The organism is Variovorax sp. PEI5, from assembly GCF_056679935.1.
This window is the reverse complement of sequence record NZ_CM155257.1, coordinates 223472-242656: the sequence shown is the minus strand read 5'-3', so window position 1 is coordinate 242656 and position 19185 is coordinate 223472. Positions and strand designations below refer to the sequence as shown.

Here is a 19185-nt window from a genome sequence, read left to right as displayed (position 1 = left end):
AGAAAAACCCACGAAGGAAGACCCCACCATGGCACGCACGCTCTACGACAAGCTCTGGGACGAACACGTCGTCCACACCGAGGAGGACGGCACCTCGATCCTCTACATCGACCGCCACCTGGTCCACGAGGTGACCAGCCCGCAGGCCTTCGAAGGCCTGCGCGTGGCCGGCCGCAAGCTCTGGCGCATCAGTTCGGTGGTCGCCACGGCCGACCACAACACGCCCACCACCGGCTGGGAGCGCGGCTACGACGGCATCACCGACCCGATCAGCAAGGAGCAGGTCACCACGCTCGACCACAACATCGAGGAATTCGGCGCCGCCGCGTTCTTCCCGTTCCTGAGCAAGCGCCAGGGCATCGTGCACGTCATCGGCCCCGAATCGGGCGCCACCCTGCCGGGCATGACGGTGGTCTGCGGCGACTCGCACACCTCCACCCACGGCGCCTTCGGCGCCCTCGCCCACGGCATCGGCACCAGCGAGGTCGAGCACGTGATGGCGACGCAGACCCTGCTGGCCAAGAAGGCCAAGAACCTGCTCATCAAGGTCGAGGGCAAGCTGCCCCTGGGCTGCACCGCCAAGGACATCGTGCTGGCCATCATCGGGCGCATCGGCACGGCCGGCGGCACCGGCTACACCATCGAGTTCGGCGGCTCGGCGATCCGCGACCTCAGCATGGAAGGCCGCATGACGGTCTGCAACATGGCCATCGAGGCCGGCGCGCGCGCCGGTTTGGTGGCGGTCGACGACAAGACCATCGCCTATGTGAAGGGCCGTCCGTTCGCGCCCACCGGCGTCGAGTGGGACCAGGCCGTGGCCTATTGGAAGACCCTGCAGTCCGACCCGGACGCGACGTTCGACGCCGTGGTCGAACTCGACGCGGCGCAGATCCCGCCGCAGGTGACCTGGGGCACCTCGCCCGAGATGGTGACGGCCATCAACGGCCGCGTGCCCGATCCGGACAAGGAGAAGGATGCCAACAAGCGCGGCGCCATCGAGCGCGCCCTCAACTACATGGGTCTGGAGCCGAACAAGCCGATGAACGACATCTTCATCGACAAGGTGTTCATCGGCTCGTGCACCAACAGCCGCATCGAGGACATGCGCGAAGCCGCCACCGTGGTGAAGAAGCTCGGCCAGAAGGTGGCGCGCAACGTCAAGCTGGCGATGGTGGTGCCGGGCTCGGGCCTGGTGAAGGAGCAGGCCGAGCGCGAGGGCCTGGACCAGATCTTCAAGGCCGCGGGCTTCGAATGGCGCGAGCCGGGCTGCTCGATGTGCCTGGCGATGAACGCCGACCGCCTGGAGCCGGGCGAGCGCTGCGCCTCGACCAGCAACCGCAACTTCGAGGGCCGCCAGGGCGCCGGCGGCCGCACGCACCTGGTGAGCCCGGCGATGGCCGCCGCCGCCGCCGTGCATGGCCATTTCGTCGACATCCGCCAATTCACTTGAAACACCCCCAGGCTCGCCCACTTCGTGGGGCCGCCACCCCCCTTGCCGGGGGCGACGCCCGCGGCCCGGCGAAGCCGGTTCCGCGGCATTTCTGACAAGAAGGACATCCATCATGCAAAAATTTGTCGTGCATCAAGGTCTCGTCGCTCCGATGGACCGCGAGAACGTCGACACCGACGCCATCATTCCCAAGCAGTTCCTGAAGTCGATCCGCAAGACCGGCTTCGGCCCCAACCTGTTCGACGAGTGGCGCTACCTCGACCACGGCGAGCCGGGCCAGGATCCGGCGTCGCGCAAGCCCAATCCCGACTTCGTGCTCAACCAGCCGCGCTACGCGGGCGCCTCGGTGCTGCTCGCGCGCAAGAACTTCGGTTGCGGCTCGTCGCGCGAGCACGCGCCGTGGGCGCTCGACCAGTTCGGCTTCAGGGCCATCATCGCGCCGAGCTATGCCGACATCTTCTTCAACAACAGCTTCAAGAACGGCCTGCTGCCGATCGTGCTGCCGGAGTCGCAGGTCGCGCAGCTGTTCGACGAGGTGTTCGCCTTCCCGGGCTACACCCTCACCATCGACCTGGAACGCCAGTGCGTGGTGAAGCCCGATGGCACCGAGCTGGCCTTCGAGGTGCAGGCCTTCCGCAAGTTCTGCCTGCTCAACGGTCTCGACGACATCGGGCTCACGCTGCAGAAGAAGGACAAGATCAAGGCCTTCGAGGCCGAGCGCCTGGCCACCAAGCCCTGGCTGGCCAAGACCGCGCTGGTCTGACGACCGGGTCCGCCACCCCGGCGGGCGCCACGAGCGCCCGCCTCCCCCTTTTCCCGCTAGACCACAGACCATGAAAATCGCAGTTCTCCCCGGTGATGGCATCGGCACCGAAATCGTCGCCGAGGCCGTCCGCGTGCTGGGCGCGCTCGACCTGAAGTTCGAGATGGAAACCGCTCTCGTCGGCGGCGCCGCCTACGACGCGCACGGCCATCCCCTGCCCGAGGCCACCCTGAAGCTGGCCAAGGAGGCCGATGCCGTGCTGTTCGGCGCCGTGGGCGACTGGAAGTACGACACGCTGGAGCGTCCGCTGCGTCCCGAGCAGGCCATCCTGGGCCTGCGCAAGAACCTCGGGCTGTTCGCCAACTTCCGCCCGGCCATCTGCTACGAGCAGCTCGTCGGCGCCTCGAGCCTCAAGCCCGAACTGGTCGCCGGCCTGGACATCCTGATCGTGCGCGAGCTCACCGGCGACATCTACTTCGGCCAGCCGCGCGGGCGCCGCACCGCCGTCGATGGCCACTTCCCCGGCGCCGAGGAAGCCTTCGACACGATGCGCTATTCGCGCCCCGAGATCGAGCGCATCGCGCGTGTCGCCTTCGAGGCCGCCCGCAAGCGCGGCAAGCGCGTGACCAGCGTCGACAAGGCCAACGTGCTGGAGACCTTCCAGTTCTGGAAGGACGTCGTCACCGAGGTCGGCAAGGACTATCCGGATGTCGAGCTCGACCACATGTATGTCGACAACGCCGCCATGCAGCTGGTGAAGGCGCCCAAGAAGTTCGACGTCGTGGTCACCGGCAACATGTTCGGCGACATCCTGTCGGATGCCGCGGCGATGCTGACCGGCTCGATCGGCATGCTGCCCTCGGCTTCGCTCAACGCCAGCAGCCAGGGCCTCTACGAGCCCAGCCATGGCAGCGCGCCGGACATCGCCGGCCAGGGCATCGCCAATCCGCTGGCTACAATCCTGTCCGCTGCCATGATGCTCCGCTTCTCCCTCCAACAACCCGAGGCCGCCGACCGAATCGAGTCGGCGGTGAGTTCGGTGCTGGCCTCGGGATTGCGAACCGGGGACATCTGGTCGGCGGGCACGACGCGCGTCGGCACGCGCGAGATGGGCGATGCGGTCGTGGCCGCGCTGTCCTCGGCTCCGGCCTCGGCCATCACCAAAAAGACGATTACCGGCTAACCGCAGCCCGCTTCGTCATGCCCTCCGGCTCGACGAGTCGGGCGCAAAGAGAAACCCATCCTTCTTTTTCAAAGGGCACACTGAAATGGCGAACGCATCTCAACCTCTGGTCGGCCTCGTGGGCTGGCGCGGCATGGTCGGCTCGGTCCTGATGGACCGCATGCAGGCCGAAGGCGACTTCGGTCTCATCGAGCCGGTCTTCTTCTCCACCTCCAACGCCGGTGGCAAGGCGCCGGCCTGGGCCCGCAACGAGACCACGCTGCAGGACGCGCACGACATCGAGGCGTTGAAGAAGTGCGAGATCGTCGTCACGGCGCAGGGCGGCGACTACACCTCCGCCGTGTTCCCGAAGCTGCGCGCCGCCGGCTGGAACGGCCACTGGATCGACGCCGCCTCCACGCTGCGCATGGAAGGCGACGCCGTCATCGTGCTCGACCCCGTCAACCTGCCCGTGATCCAGAACGCGCTGGCCAAGGGCGGCAGGAACTGGATCGGCGGCAACTGCACCGTCAGCTGCATGCTGATGGGCGTCGGCGCGCTGTACAAGGCCGGCCTGGTCGAGTGGATGACCAGCATGACCTACCAGGCCGCATCGGGCGGCGGCGCGCAGCACATGCGCGAGCTGCTGACGCAGTTCGGCACGCTCAACGCCGAGGTCCGCTCGCTGCTGGACGACCCGAAGTCGGCCATCCTCGAGATAGACCGCAAGGTGCTGCACAAGCAGCAGAACCTGAGCGCGGCCGAGACCGCCAACTTCGGCGCTCCCCTGGGCGGCTCGCTGATCCCCTGGATCGACAAGGACCTGGGCCTGGGCAAGGGCCAGGAGGACGAGGGCTGGGGCACGTCCAAGGAGGAATGGAAGGGCGGCGCCGAGACCAACAAGATCCTGGGCCAGGGCGCCGGCTTCGGCACGCCGGCGACACCGGTCGACGGCTTCTGCGTGCGGGTCGGCGCGATGCGCTGCCACAGCCAGGCACTGACCTTCAAGCTCAAGAAGAACGTCCCGGTGGCCGACATCGAAGCCATGATCGCCGCCGACAACCCCTGGGCCAAGGTCGTCCCCAACACGCGCGAGGCGACCGTCAAGTCGCTGACGCCGGTGGCCGTGACCGGCACCATGGACATCCCGGTCGGACGCATCCGCAAGCTGGCCATGGGACCGGAGTATGTGGGTGCCTTTACCATCGGCGACCAGCTGCTGTGGGGCGCGGCCGAACCGCTGCGCCGCATGCTGCGCATCCTGCTGGAAGCCTGAACGTCCGGAGGTCCGGGCGCCCCGCCGCCGGCGGGGCGCTGCCGGGCGAGCGCGGTGGGTGGCGCCTTGTCAGTGCGAAACGATGATGTTAACGTCCCCTTACATTTTTAACGTTGTGTGGCCTCGCTCAGAATGACCAGATCTCCGACACGCGCCGTCCCCTCGCCGTCCACACCGCTTCGCCGCCCCACCCTGTCCCTCGTCGCCGCGGCCGTCGCGCTGACGCTCGGCACGTTCGGCATCGATGCGACGGCACTGTCCCTGGGCCGGCTCAACGTGCTGTCGTCGCTGGGCGAGCCCTTGCGCGCGGAGGTCGAGCTGTCGGACGTCAGCGCGGCCGAGGCCGACGGCCTGCGCGTGCGCATCCCGTCGAGCGAGGCCTTCCGCGCCATCGGCGTGCCCTACAACTCGGCCCTGGCGGACGTGCAGGCGACGGTGCAGCGCCGCGCCAACGGGCGCTATGTCGTGCAGCTGTCGAGCAGCCGGCAGATGGCGGAGCCGTTCATCGACATCCTGCTCGAAGCCAACGGCGGCTCGGGTCGTGTGTTCCGCGACTACACCGTGCTGATCGATCCGCCGGGCGCGCGCCCGGTGGCACCGCCCCCGGCCGTGGCGGCGGCGCCCCGGCCGCTCCCCGGCACGGGTGGCGAGCGGACCGCTTCCGCCGGCGCCGAGTCGCGGTCGCGCCCGGCCCCCGCGCCGGCTCCGCCGCCGGCCCGTCGATCCGGTGCCGGAATGGACACGGCGCCGGCCGCCGCGCCCGCGGCCCCGGTGGAACGCCTCGCCCCCTTCGCCGGTGGACGCGGTGGCGGCACGGAACGCCAGGTCACCGTGCGCCCCGGCGACACGGCCAGCCGGATCGCCAATGCCGTGCGGCCGGCCGAGATCTCGCTCGACCAGATGCTCGTGGCACTGCTGCGCGCCAATCCGGATGCCTTCATGGAGGGCAATCTCAATCGTGTGCGCGCCGGTGCCGTCATGGAGGTGCCGAATGCCTCGCAGGCCGCCGAGCTGTCGCCGCAGGAGGCTCGGCGTGCCGTGATCGCCCAGAGCCGCGACTTCGGCGACTACCGCCGCCAGCTGGCCGACAACGCGCCATCGACGGCCACGGCGCCACTGGCGGGCCGGCAGGCCTCCGGCCGCCTGCAGTCCGAGGTCGAGACGCGCACGCCCGCGGTGCCCGCCGATCGGCTCACCGTGGCCCCGGGCGGCGTCGCGACGGCGCCCGTGAACACCACCGCCGTGCCGCCACCCGGCGCCAACGGCGCGGCCGGCGCGAATGCCGGATCCACCGGCGGAGCGCTCTCCGGCAGTCCGGCTGCAGCCAGTGCTTCGGCGGCGGCATCCGGCGCGCTGCTGTCGACCACGCCGGCCTCGGGTGCCGGCGCGGGCGTTCCGGGCACGATGCCACCGGGCACGGCCGCCGCCTCGATCGCATCGACGGCCTCGTCCTCCGCGGCCGGTGCCGGCACGGGCGCGAGCGCCGGCGCCACCCCCCCGGGTCCGGCGCCGACCGTGCGCGCATCCGCGCCCCCACCACCGGCTCCCGAGCCCGCGGAAGCCTGGTACGAGGCCCTGCTGGCCAATCCGGTGGCGCTCGGCGGCCTCGGTCTCATCGGCCTGCTCATCGCTTGGCTGGCCTTCCGGTTGAACAGCCAGCGACGTCGCAGCGCGGCCGACAGCGTGTTCCTCGAAAGCAACATGCCCAGGGATTCATTCTTCGCCGCCAGCGGAGGCGAGTCGGTCGACACGCGCCAGCGCGGTGGCGCGCTGGCGTCCTCGCTGTCCTATTCGCCGAGCCACGTGGATGCCGCCGATGTCGATCCGGTCGCCGAGGCCGATGTCTACCTGGCCTATGGCCGCGACCTGCAGGCCGAGGAGATCCTGCGCGAGGCGCTCAAGGCCCATCCGGAGCGCGTCGCCATCCACGTCAAGCTGCTCGAGATCCATGCCAAGCGGCGCGACGTGCGGGCCTACGAGGGCCTGGCCCACGACGTGCGCGCACTGACCGGCGGTACCGGCAGCGACTGGGCGCGCGTCCTCGAGATGGGCCGCGAGCTGGACCCGAACAATCCGGCCTACGAGACCGGCGGCCGCTCCGCCGGCCTGGCGGGCGCGGCGGCGCTCGGGGCCTCGGTCTCGGCGGCCGAGGCCCTGCGCATGCCGGCCGCGTCGGCGCCCGCGCCCCTGGCGGCGTCCGCGTCGATGCCGCCGTTCGCCACGGAGCAGCCCTCGGCGCTGCCGCCGGTGTTCACGTCGCAGTCGCCGGCCTTCGTGCCTTCCGTCGCTCCGCTCGACTTCGACCTCGACCTCGAACGACTCGAACCCACGCCGGCCTCCACGCCACCGTCACCCCCTGCGGCACCGGCACCGTCGATGGTCGTCGCCCCGGCCGCCAGCGCCCCGGCGGCCGCGCAGCAACCGGCCAACCCCACGCGCCCGCTCCTGGACACGACGATGCCGGTGCCGCTCGAGCTGTCGCCGCAGACGAACCAGCCGCACAACCCGTTCCTCTCGACCATGCCGCATCCGCCCCACGATGGCGGCGCGAACGACTCCCTGACCTTCGATCTGGCCGACTTCGACACCACGCCGGCGGCGCTGGAGGCGACTCCGGCAGCGCCGGCGCCGACCGCGCCGACGGCCGACATCGAGAGCGAGTACGCCACCCTGCGCGCCGACCTGCCGGAGGATTCCGGGCTGATCGACTTCGACATCCGCGACCTGTCCCAGGCACGCACGCCGGCCGCGGCCGACACCGTGCGCGCCGGCCTGGAGGACCAGCGCCGCATCGACAGCGATCCGCAGGCGATCAAGCTGTCGCTGGCGCGCGAGTTGCAGGCCATGGGCGACATCGAAGGCGCGCGCTCGCTGATCGAGGAAGTCGAAGCCGAGAGCTCGGGCGAGCTGCGCCAGCAGGCCCGGCGGATGCTGAGCCAGCTTGTCTGAGCGGGCGCGTCCGATGGAGGGCATGCGCGGCGCTCCACGCCGACGCGTGACGATGGCATGAGGATCGCGCTCGGCGTGCGCTACAACGGCCAGGCCTACCAGGGCTGGCAGAGCCAGCGCTCGGGCCTGACGGTGCAGGACCGGCTGGAAGCGGCACTGGCCCGTTTCGCCGATCGCCCGATCTCGACCCTGTGCGCCGGCCGCACCGATGCCGGGGTGCATGCGCTGATGCAGGTGGTGCACTTCGACACCGACATCGAGCGCGCCGCGTTCTCGTGGGTGCGTGGCACCAACCGCTATCTGCCGGCCGACATCGCGCTCCAGTGGGCACATCCGGTGCCCGATGCCTTCCACTGCCGCGCCAGCGCGCTGGCACGCCGCTACCGCTACGAGCTCTCGCAGTCGCCGGTGCGGCCGAGCCTGGACGCCGGACGCGTCGGCTGGTCGATGCGGCCACTCGATGGCGACGCCATGCGCGCCGCCGCCGCCCTGCTGATCGGCACGCACGACTTCAGCTCGTTCCGGGCCTCGGCCTGCCAAGCGCGCTCGCCGGTCAAGCAGCTGCGGCGCATCGACATCGCCCGTCTCGATGTCTCGGCCGATGGCGAACGCTGCCGCTGGCAGTTCGAGTTCGAGGCCGATGCCTTCCTGCACCACATGATCCGCAACCTGATGGGCTGCCTGCTGCGGGTGGGCCAGGGCGACGCCCCGCCGGGCTGGATCGCCGAGGTGCTGGCCGCGCGCAGCCGCAAGGTCGCCGCGCCGACCTTCTCCGCCGACGGGCTGTACTTCCTCGGGCCGCTCTACGACGCGGCCTGGGGACTGCCCGCGGAAGCCACCCACGGGGGCTGAGCGGGATCCGGGCCGGGCGGCGGAGGTCCGGAAGGCCCTGCGTATCATCATCCGCATGAGCGTTCCATCCGCCCCTCCCGTCTCCCCCGCTTCCTCCGCTTCCTCCGCCGCGATCGAGGCCACGTCCGACCGGTCGGCGCTCGCCCCGCGTCGCACCCGCATCAAGATCTGCGGCCTGACGCGCGAGGCCGATGTCGACGCGGCCGTCGACGCCGGTGCCGATGCGATCGGCTTCGTGCTCTATCCACCCAGCCCGCGCGCCGTGTCCGTGGCCCGCGCGGCGGAACTGGCCCGGCGCCTGCCGCCCTTCGTGACGCCCGTGCTGCTGTTCGTCAACGACGATCCGGCGCGGGTGCGCGACGCGTTGCGGCACGTGCCCGGCGCGATGGCGCAGTTCCACGGCGACGAGTCGCCCGCGCAGTGCGTCGCGGCGAGCGGCGACGGCGCCCACCGCTTCCTGCGCGCGGCGCGCATTCCTCTGGGGGCGGCAGGGGCAAGCTTCGACCTCCTAAAATACGCCTCCGATTTCTCCCACGCCCACGCCCTCCTGCTCGACGCCGAAGTCGCGGGTTTCGGCGGTGGCGGCAAGGCATTCGATTGGTCACTCCTTCCAACCGCCGTCGACGCTCACCTCGTCTTGAGTGGTGGACTCACACCTGCAAACGTGGCAGAGGGCATCGCCGCGCTGCGTCCATGCTGCCGATCGCTGGCCGTTGACGTCAGCTCCGGCGTCGAAGCCGAGGGCCCGGGCATGAAGGGCATCAAGGACGCCGCCAGGATCCGCGCTTTCGTCGCCGCCGTGCGCACCGCCGATTCCGCCACGCCGCCGAAGGCTTGAACGTGGTGCCCGCGCCGCGGGCCACCCCACCGCCTCCGGCATCGAACCAGACAGACAGAGAGAACCTCCCCATGGACATCAGCACCCGCTATCAGCAACCCGACGCCAGCGGCCATTTCGGCCCCTATGGCGGCACCTTCGCGAGCGAGACGCTCACCCACGCCATCGCCGAGCTGCGCGAGGCCTATGCCCGCTTCAAGGACGACCCCGAGTTCCTGGCCGAATTCCATTACGAACTGGCCCATTTCGTCGGCCGTCCCTCGCCGGTCTATCACGCCGCGCGCACCAGCCGCGAGATGGGCGGCGCGCAGATCTACCTCAAGCGCGAGGACCTCAACCACACCGGCGCGCACAAGATCAACAACGTGATCGGCCAGGCGATGCTGGCCAAGCGCATGGGCAAGCCGCGCGTGATCGCCGAGACCGGCGCCGGCCAGCATGGCGTGGCCACCGCCACCATCTGCGCGCGCTACGGGCTCGAATGCGTGGTCTACATGGGCAGCCAGGACGTCAAGCGCCAGAGCCCGAATGTCTATCGCATGAACCTGCTGGGCGCGACGGTGGTGCCGGTCGAGTCCGGCAGCAAGACCCTGAAGGACGCCCTCAACGAAGCCATGCGCGACTGGGTCACCAACGTCGAGAACACCTTCTACATCATCGGCACTGTGGCCGGCCCGCATCCCTACCCGATGATGGTGCGCGACTTCCAGAGCGTGATCGGCACCGAGTGCATCGCGCAGATGCCCGGCATGCTGGCGGCCGATGGCATCGCCGGCGGCGACGAGGAGCGCCAGCCCGACGTGGTGGTGGCCTGCGTGGGCGGTGGCAGCAACGCGATGGGCATCTTCTATCCCTACATCCCCTACACGGCCACGCGCCTGATCGGCGTCGAGGCCGCCGGCGAGGGCCTGGACAGCGGCAAGCACTCGGCCTCGATCCTGCGCGGCAGCCCGGGCGTGCTGCACGGCAACCGCACCTACCTGCTGCAGACCGAGGACGGCCAGATCACCGAGACGCACAGCATCAGCGCCGGTCTCGACTACCCCGGCGTCGGCCCCGAGCACGCGCACCTGGCGGACATCGGCCGGGCCGAGTACGTCGGCGTCACCGACACCGAGGCGCTCGACGCGTTCCATTACCTGTGCCGCACCGAGGGCATCATCCCCGCGCTCGAGTCCGCCCACGCGCTGGCCTACGCCATGAAGCTGGCGCCGACGATGCGCGCCGACCAGTCGATCCTGGTCAACCTCTCGGGCCGTGGCGACAAGGACATCGGCACCGTGGCCGACCTCTCGGGCGTCGACTTCTACGACCGCCCCTCGATGCGCGGCCTGAGCGTCAAGGGAGGCAAGACGGCATGAGCGACATCGCCTCGACCAAGACGCCGGCGCCGGCGCGCGGCCGCATCGCGGCCACCTTCGACGCCCTGCGGCGCGACGGCCGCAAGGCCCTCATCCCCTACGTGACGGCCGGCTTCCCGTTCGCCGACATCACACCCGAACTGATGCACGGGATGGTCGCCGCCGGCGCCGACGTCATCGAGCTGGGCGTGCCGTTCTCCGACCCGATGGCCGACGGCCCGGTGATCCAGCAGGCCGGCGAGGCTGCGCTGGCGCTGGGCGTCGGGACCCGGCAGGTGCTGGCGATGGTGGCGGAGTTCCGCCGCGACGACAGCCGCACGCCGGTGGTGCTGATGGGCTATGCCAATCCGGTCGAGCGCTACGACGGCATCCATGGCGTGGGCAGCTTCGTGCGCGACGCCGCCGCCGCCGGCGTCGACGGCCTGCTGATCGTCGACTACCCGCCCGAGGAATGCGAGGCCTTCGCCGCCGAACTGCGCGCGGTGGGCATCGACCTGATCTTCCTGCTGGCACCGACCAGCACCGATGCCCGCATGGCGCAGGTCGCGCGCATCGCGACGGGCTATGTCTACTACGTCTCGCTCAAGGGCGTGACCGGCGCCGGCCACCTCGACACCGAGGCGGTCGGCCGCATGATCCCGCGCATCCGCGCGCACGTCACGGTGCCCGTGGGCGTGGGCTTCGGCATCCGAGATGCCCACACCGCGCAGGCGGTGGGCTCGGCCGCCGACGCGGTGGTGATTGGCACGCGGATCCTGCAGCTGATCGGCGACCAGCCGCGCGACCGGGTGATCCCCGTGCTGCGCGAGTTCCTCGGCGAGATCCGCCAGGCGCTCGACGCCCTGCCCGGCGCCACCGCCAAGAACGCCGCCGGCGGCTAGCGCCCGGACCGCGCGATCGTCCGATAATCGCTCCCCGCACCGCATTTCCGAGGACCGCCCCATGAGCTGGCTAGAAAAACTCCTGCCCCCGAAGATCACGCAGACCGATCCCAGCGAGCGCCGCCAGGTGCCCGGCGGCCTGTGGACCAAGTGCCCGAGCTGCGAGACGGTGCTCTACAAGACCGACCTGGAACACAACCAGAACGTCTGCCCGAACTGCAGCCACCATTTCCGCATCGGCGCCCGGGCCCGGCTGGACAAGTTCCTCGATCCCGAGGGCCGCTACGAACTGGGCCAGGAGGTGCTGCCGGTCGATCCGCTCAAGTTCAAGGACAGCCGCAAATACCCCGAGCGCCTGAAGGAAGCCCTGGAGCACACCGGCGAGACCGATGCGCTGGTGGTCATGGGCGGCTCGATCCACAGCATCAACGCGGTGGTCGCCTGTTTCGAGTTCGAGTTCATGGGCGGCAGCATGGGCAGCGTGGTCGGCGAGCGCTTCGTGCGCGGCGTGGAGACCGCCATCGAGCAGAAGGTGCCGTTCGTGTGCTTCACCGCCACCGGCGGCGCGCGCATGCAGGAAGGCCTGCTGTCGCTCATGCAGATGGCCAAGACCAATGCCGCCCTGACCCACCTGGCCAAGAAGGGCCTGCCCTACGTCAGCGTGCTGACCGACCCGACCATGGGTGGCGTGTCCGCGGGCTTCGCCTTCGTCGGCGACGTGGTGATCGCCGAGCCCAAGGCGCTGATCGGCTTCGCCGGACCGCGCGTGATCGAGTCGACGGTGCGGGTGACCCTGCCCGAGGGCTTCCAGCGCTCGGAATTCCTGCAGACCAAGGGCGCGATCGACTTCATCTGCGATCGCCGGGAACTGCGCAAGACCGTGGCCAGCACGCTGGCGATGCTGCTGCGTCAGCCGGCCGACGCCGTCACCTGATCAGCGAACCCAGCACGCTGCCCGCGATCATGCCGGCCACCTGCAGCAGCACGATGGCCGCCAACGGCGACAGATCGACGCCGCCGATCAGCGGGATGAAGCGCCGCAATGGCGCCACCAGCGGATCGGCCAGGCGTGCCACGACGTCGCGCAGCATCGGCGAGGCGCCCGGCACCCAGGACAGCACGGCATGCACGATCAGCAGCATCGTCAGCCCCGACACCGCCAGCTGCAGCAGGCCGATCAGCGAGAGCACCGGCAGCAGGCTCATGCGCGATGTCTGCCCGGCCAGCAGGAACAGCAGCACGAACTTCACCATCACCACCAGCCACGCCGCGATCGCGCTCGCCAGGTCCCAGCGCCGCCAGGCCGGCACCAGGCGACGCAGTGGCAGCACCAGCCAGTCGGTCAGCGCGAAGACGAAACGCTCGAGTGGATTGTTGAACGACACCCGGTGGTACTGCATGTACAGCCGCAGCAGGCAGGCTCCACCGAGCAGGCCGGCGACGATGTCGAGCAAAAACGCGGTGATCTGGTAGAGCATGGAGTGCGATGATAGCCAGCGAGGTTTCCGATGACCCCCATACCGACCCCTACCCCGTCCGTCCTACACGATCTGCCCCTGTTCCCGCTCGGCACGGTGCTGTTCCCCGACGGCCTGCTGCCGCTGCAGATCTTCGAGGTGCGCTACCTCGACATGATCGGCCGCTGTCGTCGCCAGGACACGCCCTTCGGCGTCGTGAGCCTGGTGCAGGGTGCCGAGGTGCGCGTGGCCGGTGCCGGCACCGAGCGCTTCGCGGCGGTCGGCACGCTCGCCGTCATCCGCGAATTCGATGCTCCCCAGCCGGGCCTGATGCGCGTCGAATGCACCGGCACGCAGCGCTTCCGCATCCGCAGCAGCGCGCTGCAGAAGCACGGCCTCTGGACCGCCGAGGCCGAGGCCATGGAAGCCGATGTCGCGCTGCCCGTGCCGGAGGACCTGCGCCACGTGGCCGACGCCCTGCGACGCCTGGTCGCCACCCTGGAGGAGCGGCGCAAGGCCGGTGATGCCGATACCCTGCGCCTGCCGATGAACGAGCCCTACCGCTTCGACGACTGCGGCTGGCTGGCCAACCGCTGGAGCGAACTGCTGCCGATGCAGCCCGAGGCGCGCCAGCGGCTGATGGAGCTCGACAGCCCGCTGATGCGTCTCGAACTGGTGGGCGACCTGCTGGCGCACAACGGCATCGGCGACCGGGCACCTTAAAATCGAGGGTTCCGCGCCGCGCCGGCGCGCTCCTTCGACGCTCCACCACCGCGCGATGTCCGTCCGGTCCCCACGCCGTGGGGCGCACCCGCCGGCCGGCGCGTCGTCCCGTTCCTTCTCCCTTCCCTGCAATGACCCAACCCACGCCCTCCTCCGCGCCCGCGGCCGCGCCCGCCACCGACGACAACCAGCTGATCGCCGAGCGCCGCGAGAAACTCAAGGCGATGCGCGCCGCGCAGGCCGATGGCCGGGGCGTCGCCTTCCCGAACGATTTCAAGCCGCGCCATCGCGCCGCCGAGTTGCTGCGCTCCCATGGCGAGACCGGCGCCGAAGCGCTCGAGGCCGCCACCGAGACCTACAGCGTGGCCGGCCGCATGATGCTCAAGCGGGTCATGGGCAAGGCCAGCTTCGCGTCGCTCCAGGATGCCACCGGCCGCATCCAGATCTATGTCACGCGCGATGCCATCGGCGACGAGGCCTATGCCGACTTCAAGCGCTGGGACCTGGGCGACATCGTCGGCGCCGAGGGCACGCTGATGAAGACGCGCACCGGCGAACTCTCCGTCAAGGTGACCTCGATCCGCATGCTGACCAAGAGCCTGCGCCCGTTGCCCGACAAGTTCCACGGCATGGCCGACCAGGAGCAGAAGTACCGTCAGCGCTATGTCGACCTGATCACCGACGAGGCGGCGCGCGATCGCTTCAAGGCGCGCAGCCGGGCCGTCTCGGCGCTGCGCGAGTTCATGGTGGCCAACGACTTCCTGGAGGTCGAGACACCCATGCTGCATCCGATCCCCGGCGGCGCCAACGCCAAGCCCTTCAAGACCCATCACAACGCGCTCGACCAGGAGATGTTCCTGCGCATCGCGCCCGAGCTCTATCTCAAGCGCCTGATCGTCGGCGGCTTCGAGCGCGTCTTCGAGATCAACCGGAGCTACCGCAACGAGGGCATCTCGGTGCGGCACAACCCCGAGTTCACGATGATGGAGTTCTATGCCGCGTACTGGAACTACCAGGACCTGATGGACTTCACCGAGCAGATCATCCGCACCATCGCCAGGAAGACCACCGGCGGCGAGCAGCTGACCTATCAGGGCCGGGCGGTCGACCTGAGCCAGCCCTTCGAGCGCCTGACGATCCGCGAGGCGATCGTCAAGTACACCGAGGCCGGCGCGCCGCTGGAGAGCATCGAGGTGCTGGCCAATGCCGGCTCGCACGCGATCGCGCGGGTCGACAGCATCGACTGGCTGGTCAACGCCCTGCGCAAGCTCGGCCTGAGCGAGGAGAAGGACCGGCTGTCGCAGCGCAGCCTGCCCAGCCTGCAGGTGATGTACTTTGAGGAGACCGTGGAGGAGAAGCTCTGGCAGCCGACCTTCATCATGGAGCATCCGACCGAGATCTCGCCGCTCGCGCGCGCCAACGACGACCGTCCGGAGGTCACCGAGCGCTTCGAGCTCTACATCACCGGGCGCGAGTTCGGCAACGGCTTCAGCGAGCTCAACGATGCCGAGGACCAGGCCGCGCGCTTCAACGCGCAGGTCGAGGCCAAGGACTCGGGCGACGACGAGGCGATGTTCTTCGACCACGACTTCGTGCGCGCGCTCGAGTACGGCATGCCCCCCACCGGCGGCTGCGGCATCGGCATCGACCGCTTCATGATGCTGCTGACCGACTCGCCGAGCATCCGCGACGTCATCCTGTTCCCGGCCCTGAGACGCGAGGGTTGACGCGCGCCATGATCGGGATCGATTTCGGCACCTCCAACTCCGCCGTGGCCTGGGCGCCCGAGGGCGCGCTGGCGCGCTCGCTGCCGCTCGAGGGCGAGGCGACGACGATGCCGACGGCGCTGTTCTACAACGCCGAGGACCGCAGCACGCATTTCGGCCGCGAGGCCGTCGCGCTCTACCTCGCGGGAGTCGAGGGGCGGCTGATGCGCTCGCTCAAGAGCCTGCTGGGCAGCGCGCTGATGCAGGAGACCACCGTCGTCTACGACGGGCTGGTGAGCTTCCAGGACATCGTCGCGCGCTTCCTGCTCGAACTCGGCCAGCGCGCCGAACGCACCCTGGGCGAGCGTCCCACCAGCGTGGTGCTGGGCCGGCCGGTGCATTTCGTCGACGACGACGCCAAGCGCGACCGCCAGGCCGAGGACAGCCTGCGCCAGGCCGCCCGCACGGCGGGCTTCCGCGAGATCCGCTTCCAGTTCGAGCCGATCGCGGCCGCCTTCGACTACGAGCAGCGCGTGACGAAGGAATCGCTGGTGCTGATCGTCGACATCGGCGGCGGCACCTCCGACTTCACCGTGGTGCGCCTGGGCCCGGAGCGCATGGGCCGCCCCGACCGCGCGGCCGACGTGCTGGCCACCAGCGGCGTGCACATCGGCGGCACCGACTTCGACCAACGCCTGAACCTGGAGCGCGTGATGCCGGAGTTCGGCTTCCGCCACAAGGACGCGCGCGGTCGCGAGGTGCCGAGCAAGGTGTTCTTCGAGCTGTCGTCGTGGCACCTGATCAACTGGCTCTACGCCGCCAAGGCGGTGCGCCAGGCGAAGGAATTGCGCAGCAGCTATGCCGACACGCGCCTGCACGACCGCCTGATGACGGTGCTGGAGGAGCGCCACGGCCATCGCATCGCCAGCGCGGTCGAGGAGGCCAAGATCCAGGGTTCGCTCAGCGGCGGCGATGCGGTGATCGACCTGTCGTGCGCCGAACGCGATCTGGCGGTGGTGCTGGGCAGCGCCGACATGGCCCGCGAGCTCGCCGATCCGCTCGCCAAGGTGGTCGCCAGCGCGCACGAGTGCGTGCGCCGCGCCGGCCTGCGCAGCAACGACCTCGACGCGCTCTACCTGACCGGCGGCTCCTCGGCGCTGCGGCCGTTCCAGGAAGCGCTGCGGCGCGGCTTCGCGGGCGTCAGGCTGGTCGAGGGCGATCTGTTCGGCGGCGTGGCGGCCGGGCTGGCCTACACCGCCCGCGCGGCGCGTGCCTGACATGAAGTACATCGCGCACTATCCGGCAGCCGTGCAGGCCCAGGTGCGGCGGATGATCGACGAAAGGCGCCTCGGCGAGCACCTGCGCGCGCGCCATCCGGCGGCCCACGAGGTGCGCACCGACCGTGCCCTCTACGACTACGTCACCGCGCTCAAGAGCGAGTTCCTGCGCAATGCCGATCCGCTCTCGAAGGTCGCCTTCGACAGCAAACTGCATGTCGTGCGCCATGCGCTGGGCACGCACACCACGATCTCGCGCGTGCAGGGCGGCAAGCTCAAGGCCAAGCGCGAGATCCGCGTGGCGAGCCTGTTCAAGGCCGTGCCGGACGCCTGGCTGCGCATGATCGTCGTGCACGAACTCGCGCACATGAAGGAGCGCGACCACGACCGGGCCTTCTATGCGCTGTGCGCGCACATGGAGCCGGACTACCACCAGCACGAGTTCGACCTGCGGCTCTACCTGACGCACCTGGAGGCCGGTGGCGCGCGCCTGTGGGGCGAGGCTCAGCGCGACGAAGACGATGCCGGCTCGATGCGGGTGACGACGAAGCGCCCATCGACCTTCCCGGCCTGAAAGCGCACCCGCTCGCCGGGGCGCAGCCGGTCGAGCACGGCCGCCTCCGCGACATCGAACACCATCGTCATGCCGGGCATGTCGAGGTTCTTCAGCGGACCATGGCGCAGGGTCAGCCGGCCGGCCTCGCGGTCGATGCGGCGCACCTCGCCCTCGGTATAGCCATCCGTCGCCTCGATGGCCGTCGGGGAGGCGCCATCGGCGGTGGACCTGTCGGCGGCCATGTCGGCAGGGGCGCCGGACGCCGAGGCGGCGGCGGCGCCGCCGAGCAGGGCCGCCATGGCGGCGAGACGCGCCATGCGACGGGGGATGCCGGGCCTGGCGGGGTGGTTGGAAGCGGTCATCGGGATTCCTTTCGATCGGGGTGGGGACGGAGGGGCGTGGCGGGGAAGGCGCCAGCGCCCGGGACGGCCGCGCGACGGCGCGGCGGCGCGACGCATTCAGTGGTTGCCATGGCCACCGTGGCCCCCGGGTGCGGCGGCCGGCTTGCGGATGCGGACCTCGACGTCCTCGGCGGGACGTCGCGCCGGCATGACGCCGGCGCCGGTGGCGGTGGCGGTGGAGCGCGGCGCCTCGGGCGGCGCGCCATCCCATTCGCGCGCCACGGTGCCGGGCGGATGATCGAACCAGCCGGGATCCCTGTGGTCGCCGGGCTTCTGGCCGCGGCGTACCTTGACGACGCTGAACATGCCGCCCATCTCGACCGAACCGAAGGGCCCGTCGCCACCCATCATGGGCGCCGTGTTGTCGGGCAAGGGCATCGACATCTCGGCCATGTCGGCCATCCCGCGCTCGCCCATCACCATGTAGTCGGGCACCAGGTCGGCGATGCGGCGGGTGATGTCGCGATGGTCGACGCCGATCATGGTGGGCACGTCGTGGCCCATGGCGTTCATGGTGTGGTGGCTCTTGTGGCAGTGGAATGCCCAGTCGCCCTCCTCGCTGGCGACGAACTCGAACTGGCGCATCTGCCCGACCGCCACGTCGGTCGTCACCTCGGGCCAGCGCGCGCTCTTGGGGACCGGACCGCCATCGGTGCCGGTGACCTCGAACTCGTGGCCGTGCAGGTGCATCGGGTGGTTGGTCATGGTCAGGTTGCCCACGCGGATGCGCACCCGGTCGCCCAGGCGCACGTTGAGCGAATCGATGCCGGGGAAGATGCGGCTGTTCCACGACCACAGGTTGTGGTCCAGCATCGTCATGATCCTGGGCGTGGCGCTGCCGGGCTCGACGTCGTAGGCGTTGAGCAGGAAGACGAAATCGCGGTCGACCCGGTCGATCAGCGGATGGCGCCCGCGGGGATGCGTGACCCAGAAGCCCATCATCCCCATGGCCATCTGCGCCATCTCGTCGGCGTGCGGGTGGTACATGAAGGTGCCGGGACGACGCGCGGTGAACTCGTAGACGAAGGTCTTGCCCGGCCGGATGCCCGGCTGCGTGAGGCCGGTGACGCCATCCATGCCATTGGGCAGGCGCTGGCCGTGCCAGTGGATGCTGGTGTGCTCGGGCAGGCGGTTGGTGACGAACACGCGCACCCGGTCGCCCTCCACCACCTCGATGGTCGGCCCCGGCGACTGGCCGTTGTAGCCCCACAGATTGGCCTTGAAGCCGGGCGCCATCTCGCGCACCACTGGTTCGGCCACCAGATGGAATTCCTTGACGCCCTCGTTCATGCGCCAGGGCAGCGTCCAGCCGTTGAGCGTGACCACCGGGTCGTAGGACCGGCCGTTGGGCGGCGCGAGCGGCGGCCGGGTGTCGGGCGTGGTCTGCAGCACGGGCTCGGGCAAGGCGGCCAGCGCCACCCGGCTCACGCTGGCGGCGGCGATGGCACCCGCGAGGGCACCCGCGCCGCCGAGGAAGTTGCGTCGATGGGTCATGTCGTTCGATCGGAGGACGGAGGGGAAGAGACGAAGGGA

17 protein-coding genes are annotated in these 19185 nt (G+C 70.1%); 14 read left to right on the top strand and 3 right to left on the bottom strand.

The features are described from left to right. Positions 1-28 precede the first annotated feature (28 nt). The 10 genes from leuC (at position 29) to accD (ending at position 12466) form a co-directional block, all read left to right on the top strand. A complete protein-coding gene (gene leuC, locus AC1MLT_RS01085) occupies positions 29-1450 on the top strand; it encodes a 3-isopropylmalate dehydratase large subunit (protein WP_481033455.1) in 1422 nt (473 codons plus the stop codon). Positions 1451-1562: 112 nt separating this feature from the next. Next, entirely contained in the window at positions 1563-2213 is a 651-nt protein-coding gene (gene leuD, locus AC1MLT_RS01080; RefSeq protein WP_481033454.1) for a 3-isopropylmalate dehydratase small subunit, read from the top strand. A 70-nt stretch (positions 2214-2283) separates the two neighbouring features. Further along, positions 2284-3396, top strand: a complete 1113-nt coding sequence (gene leuB, locus AC1MLT_RS01075) for a 3-isopropylmalate dehydrogenase (RefSeq protein ID WP_481033453.1) — start codon at positions 2284-2286, stop codon at positions 3394-3396. Between the two features lie 85 nt (positions 3397-3481). After that, entirely contained in the window at positions 3482-4651 is a 1170-nt protein-coding gene (gene asd / locus AC1MLT_RS01070; protein WP_481033452.1) for an aspartate-semialdehyde dehydrogenase, read from the top strand. 132 nt (positions 4652-4783) lie between these two features. Next, positions 4784-7600, top strand: a complete 2817-nt coding sequence (locus AC1MLT_RS01065) for a motility hub landmark protein FimV (protein WP_481033451.1) — start codon at positions 4784-4786, stop codon at positions 7598-7600. Between the two features lie 57 nt (positions 7601-7657). Continuing rightward, positions 7658-8452: a tRNA pseudouridine(38-40) synthase TruA gene (gene truA, locus AC1MLT_RS01060; RefSeq protein ID WP_481033450.1), complete on the top strand. Its 795-nt coding sequence runs from the start codon at positions 7658-7660 to the stop codon at positions 8450-8452. 55 nt (positions 8453-8507) lie between these two features. Next, complete coding sequence (locus tag AC1MLT_RS01055) at positions 8508-9290, top strand: phosphoribosylanthranilate isomerase (RefSeq protein WP_481033449.1); 783 nt, start codon at positions 8508-8510, stop codon at positions 9288-9290. 71 nt (positions 9291-9361) lie between these two features. After that, a complete protein-coding gene (gene trpB, locus AC1MLT_RS01050; protein ID WP_481033448.1) occupies positions 9362-10651 on the top strand; it encodes a tryptophan synthase subunit beta in 1290 nt (429 codons plus the stop codon). Next, entirely contained in the window at positions 10648-11532 is an 885-nt protein-coding gene (gene trpA / locus AC1MLT_RS01045) for a tryptophan synthase subunit alpha (RefSeq protein WP_481033447.1), read from the top strand. The genes trpB and trpA overlap by 4 nt, the downstream gene beginning before the upstream one ends. A gap of 61 nt (positions 11533-11593) precedes the next feature. Next, positions 11594-12466 (top strand): acetyl-CoA carboxylase, carboxyltransferase subunit beta, encoded by an 873-nt coding sequence (accD, locus tag AC1MLT_RS01040; RefSeq protein WP_481033446.1) that lies wholly within the window; start codon positions 11594-11596, stop codon positions 12464-12466. Here the strand turns inward: accD and AC1MLT_RS01035 are convergent. Beyond that, complete coding sequence (locus AC1MLT_RS01035) at positions 12459-13010, bottom strand: YggT family protein (RefSeq protein WP_481033445.1); 552 nt, start codon at positions 13008-13010, stop codon at positions 12459-12461. The two genes, accD and AC1MLT_RS01035, sit on opposite strands and share 8 nt — an antisense overlap. A 30-nt stretch (positions 13011-13040) precedes the next feature. On the opposite strand from AC1MLT_RS01035, the gene AC1MLT_RS01030 reads away from it, so the two are divergent. The 4 genes from AC1MLT_RS01030 to AC1MLT_RS01015 all read left to right on the top strand — a co-directional run bounded on the left by AC1MLT_RS01030 (position 13041) and on the right by AC1MLT_RS01015 (position 17269). Next, positions 13041-13712, top strand: a complete 672-nt coding sequence (locus AC1MLT_RS01030; RefSeq protein ID WP_481033444.1) for an LON peptidase substrate-binding domain-containing protein — start codon at positions 13041-13043, stop codon at positions 13710-13712. Between the two features lie 131 nt (positions 13713-13843). Continuing rightward, positions 13844-15439, top strand: a complete 1596-nt coding sequence (gene lysS / locus AC1MLT_RS01025; RefSeq protein ID WP_481033443.1) for a lysine--tRNA ligase — start codon at positions 13844-13846, stop codon at positions 15437-15439. An 8-nt stretch (positions 15440-15447) separates the two neighbouring features. Beyond that, entirely contained in the window at positions 15448-16695 is a 1248-nt protein-coding gene (locus AC1MLT_RS01020) for an Hsp70 family protein (RefSeq protein WP_481033442.1), read from the top strand. A 1-nt stretch (position 16696) separates the two neighbouring features. Beyond that, a complete protein-coding gene (locus AC1MLT_RS01015) occupies positions 16697-17269 on the top strand; it encodes a M48 metallopeptidase family protein (RefSeq protein ID WP_481033441.1) in 573 nt (190 codons plus the stop codon). On the opposite strand, the gene AC1MLT_RS01010 is transcribed toward AC1MLT_RS01015, so the two are convergent. Both AC1MLT_RS01010 and AC1MLT_RS01005 read right to left on the bottom strand, forming a co-directional pair. Next, entirely contained in the window at positions 17200-17613 is a 414-nt protein-coding gene (locus AC1MLT_RS01010) for a copper-binding protein (RefSeq protein WP_481033440.1), read from the bottom strand. The two genes, AC1MLT_RS01015 and AC1MLT_RS01010, sit on opposite strands and share 70 nt — an antisense overlap. Before the next feature lie 96 nt (positions 17614-17709). Further along, positions 17710-19146, bottom strand: coding sequence for a multicopper oxidase family protein (locus AC1MLT_RS01005; protein WP_481033439.1), 1437 nt, complete (start codon positions 19144-19146; stop codon positions 17710-17712). Between the last annotated feature and the right edge of the window lie 39 nt (positions 19147-19185).

Bases quoted from the DNA above. Each gene is read 5' to 3' on its own strand.
- asd (WP_481033452.1), top strand. From the start codon at position 3,482: ATGGCGAACGCATCTCAACCTCTGGTCGGCCTCGTGGGCTGGCGCGGC.
- AC1MLT_RS01020 (WP_481033442.1), top strand. From the start codon at position 15,448: ATGATCGGGATCGATTTCGGCACCTCCAACTCCGCCGTGGCCTGGGCG.
- trpA (WP_481033447.1), top strand. From the start codon at position 10,648: ATGAGCGACATCGCCTCGACCAAGACGCCGGCGCCGGCGCGCGGCCGC.
- AC1MLT_RS01065 (WP_481033451.1), top strand. From the start codon at position 4,784: ATGACCAGATCTCCGACACGCGCCGTCCCCTCGCCGTCCACACCGCTT.
- leuC (WP_481033455.1), top strand. From the start codon at position 29: ATGGCACGCACGCTCTACGACAAGCTCTGGGACGAACACGTCGTCCAC.
- truA (WP_481033450.1), top strand. From the start codon at position 7,658: ATGAGGATCGCGCTCGGCGTGCGCTACAACGGCCAGGCCTACCAGGGC.
- accD (WP_481033446.1), top strand. From the start codon at position 11,594: ATGAGCTGGCTAGAAAAACTCCTGCCCCCGAAGATCACGCAGACCGAT.
- lysS (WP_481033443.1), top strand. From the start codon at position 13,844: ATGACCCAACCCACGCCCTCCTCCGCGCCCGCGGCCGCGCCCGCCACC.
- leuB (WP_481033453.1), top strand. From the start codon at position 2,284: ATGAAAATCGCAGTTCTCCCCGGTGATGGCATCGGCACCGAAATCGTC.
- AC1MLT_RS01055 (WP_481033449.1), top strand. From the start codon at position 8,508: ATGAGCGTTCCATCCGCCCCTCCCGTCTCCCCCGCTTCCTCCGCTTCC.
- AC1MLT_RS01015 (WP_481033441.1), top strand. From the start codon at position 16,697: ATGAAGTACATCGCGCACTATCCGGCAGCCGTGCAGGCCCAGGTGCGG.
- AC1MLT_RS01035 (WP_481033445.1), bottom strand. From the start codon at position 13,010: ATGCTCTACCAGATCACCGCGTTTTTGCTCGACATCGTCGCCGGCCTG.
- AC1MLT_RS01030 (WP_481033444.1), top strand. From the start codon at position 13,041: ATGACCCCCATACCGACCCCTACCCCGTCCGTCCTACACGATCTGCCC.
- trpB (WP_481033448.1), top strand. From the start codon at position 9,362: ATGGACATCAGCACCCGCTATCAGCAACCCGACGCCAGCGGCCATTTC.
- AC1MLT_RS01010 (WP_481033440.1), bottom strand. From the start codon at position 17,613: ATGACCGCTTCCAACCACCCCGCCAGGCCCGGCATCCCCCGTCGCATG.
- leuD (WP_481033454.1), top strand. From the start codon at position 1,563: ATGCAAAAATTTGTCGTGCATCAAGGTCTCGTCGCTCCGATGGACCGC.
- AC1MLT_RS01005 (WP_481033439.1), bottom strand. From the start codon at position 19,146: ATGACCCATCGACGCAACTTCCTCGGCGGCGCGGGTGCCCTCGCGGGT.